The sequence below is a fragment of the Gilliamella sp. Pas-s27 genome (genome assembly GCF_009795865.1).
GTDB lineage: Bacteria > Pseudomonadota > Gammaproteobacteria > Enterobacterales > Orbaceae > Gilliamella.
The window spans coordinates 1-2049 of record NZ_WTEW01000069.1 but is presented as its reverse complement, the minus strand read 5'-3'; the positions used below and the strand labels follow the sequence as shown (position 1 = coordinate 2049).

At 30.8% G+C, this 2049-nt stretch carries 3 protein-coding genes; 1 reads left to right on the top strand and 2 read right to left on the bottom strand.

Going from position 1 to position 2049, the window contains the following annotated elements:
- Positions 1-58 precede the first annotated feature (58 nt).
- On the top strand, positions 59-736 hold the full coding sequence (locus GQ589_RS11625; RefSeq protein WP_160426393.1) for an IS3 family transposase: 678 nt from the start codon (positions 59-61) through the stop codon (positions 734-736).
- Here the strand turns inward: GQ589_RS11625 and GQ589_RS12615 are convergent.
- Positions 692-952 (bottom strand): DUF2345 domain-containing protein, encoded by a 261-nt coding sequence (locus GQ589_RS12615; RefSeq protein WP_160426391.1) that lies wholly within the window; start codon positions 950-952, stop codon positions 692-694. The two genes, GQ589_RS11625 and GQ589_RS12615, sit on opposite strands and share 45 nt — an antisense overlap.
- Positions 953-993: 41 nt before the next feature.
- Positions 994-1863 (bottom strand): hypothetical protein, encoded by an 870-nt coding sequence (locus GQ589_RS11615; RefSeq protein WP_160426389.1) that lies wholly within the window; start codon positions 1861-1863, stop codon positions 994-996.
- Between the last annotated feature and the right edge of the window lie 186 nt (positions 1864-2049).

The window sequence follows — 2049 nt, the reverse complement described above, 5'->3', positions numbered from 1 at the left end:
AACATGACACCAATTGAGTATAAAACACTAAAACAAGCAGCTTAATTTTCTACGTGAGTTGTGTACTAAGTTTGGGATATTTACAGAAGCGGGCTATCAAGTTTCAGAAAGGACAATTAGCCGTGTTTTGCAACAATTGGGATTACGGAGTAAAGCAGCACGTAAATTCAAGTATAAAACAGATACGGCCCATCACAATATTGCGCCCAACACGTTAGATAGGCAATTTAACCCTGATAAGCCGAATACGACATGGGTAACCGATATTACTTATATTAAAACGGGTGAAGGAGGGTTATATTTGTCGGTGATTATCGATTTATATGAACGAAAAGTGATTGCTAGGCAAACGAGTCGCTACATAGACCGCCATTTAGTGTGTAATACATTAAAACAAGCCTTATTTCGGCGTCAATTTCCTAAAAATGTACTCATCCATAGTGACCAAGGCAGCCAATATTGCAGCGCTGATTTCAAGCAATTATTGTTACAATATGAGCTAAGGCAAAGCATGAGTCGAAGAGGAAACTGCTTTGATAATGCGGTTGTTGAAAGTTTTTTTCATACACTCAAAACACATATTATTCATGACTGTTACTACAAAACGAGGAAGCTGGCTAATAAAGCACTATTTGAATATATTGAAATCTATTATAATCGGATACGCCGTCATTCAGCCAATGGCTGGGTATCACCTGAACAATATGAACAACAATATTACCAAAATGAAAAATGATAGAGGTGGGCTCTGTCTAATATTTTGGCGAGGATCATCCTGCTTGGCTGCCATATTAAGATTGGCGTTTTGGGCTTGCACCTCGATATCGCCTTGGTTGGCAAACAGTTTCATGCCCGATTTTTGGGCAAATAAACCAATCGCTTCACCCGATGAGAGGGTGACCTTTTTTAAGACGTTAATATCGTATAAATCCCCATAGCTGAGCAGAGACATACATAATATTTAATATAAAACACTTTAATTTTAAGTTAAGTTTATAAATTATTATCTATCATTTTTATTAATGGAGCATTGTCAAACATGACTTTAGTAATTGAAGTTTTTTTTATTACTTTGTTTTTGTCATTATAATGAATCATTTCCCCTTTATTTTTAAGGTAATTAAAGCTAAATTTATAAAGATTATTTTGATATAGTATTGTTTTTTCATAAAAACAGCATCCGTCGCGAGATTGACCTATTAATACTTTATTTTCATATAATACCTTGGGGTTAATAATATTATTAGATAATTGTTTAGAATAACGGTAAACAGATGTTTTGGGATCATAGAGGAAATAAGAGTAACTTATATTAATATCGCCATAATTTTCAGAAATTCTAATATCAGGATAAGAATCGAAATTTAAATCTTCAAAAATAATATTTATTTTATCTTCTAAAGAAAAAAAACGTAATCTTTGTTCATTTTGATTTACAACAATCACTAATTCGTAATCATTGTCATTAATAGCCTCTATCTTTATACTTGATATAATCTTTTTATAAGAGATACTTTCTTTTTTTAAAATCAATGGGTATTGTTTCCCATTAATTTCCCCATCTCCATTAAAAAGATTATTTCTTATATCTAAATGTATTGAAGAAAATTTGTTACGTTCAATTTTTTCTGATTCTAATTGAATGCTTTTATTAATGATACTGCCGTTTAACATGTTAATCGAATCTTTATCCCCGATTTTATATAATCCAGTTATATCATTTTTATCACTAATATCTAATGTCAATATTAAATTTTTATTTTCAAATAATCCCTGCAGTCCAATTTTTTCATTTATTAATAAAATAGGATTAGCAAAAACTTTTGATACAAAAAAGATAGAAAGAAAAAACAATAATTTCATTATTAATTTACTCCAAAAGCTTTCTTTGCAATTTCTAACATTTCTGCACGGTGTGCCATATTGTTAGGCTCTTTTTCCTTATTGGGATAATAGGGATTACCTGTAATGGTCTTTACTTAATCTGACATTCAAGTTATTTTATAACACAAATAAGGAGAGTCAGAAATGAATCAAACAGCCAAAATC

Bases quoted from the DNA above. Each gene is read 5' to 3' on its own strand.
- GQ589_RS12615 (WP_160426391.1), bottom strand. From the start codon at position 952: ATGTCTCTGCTCAGCTATGGGGATTTATACGATATTAACGTCTTAAAA.
- GQ589_RS11615 (WP_160426389.1), bottom strand. From the start codon at position 1,863: ATGAAATTATTGTTTTTTCTTTCTATCTTTTTTGTATCAAAAGTTTTT.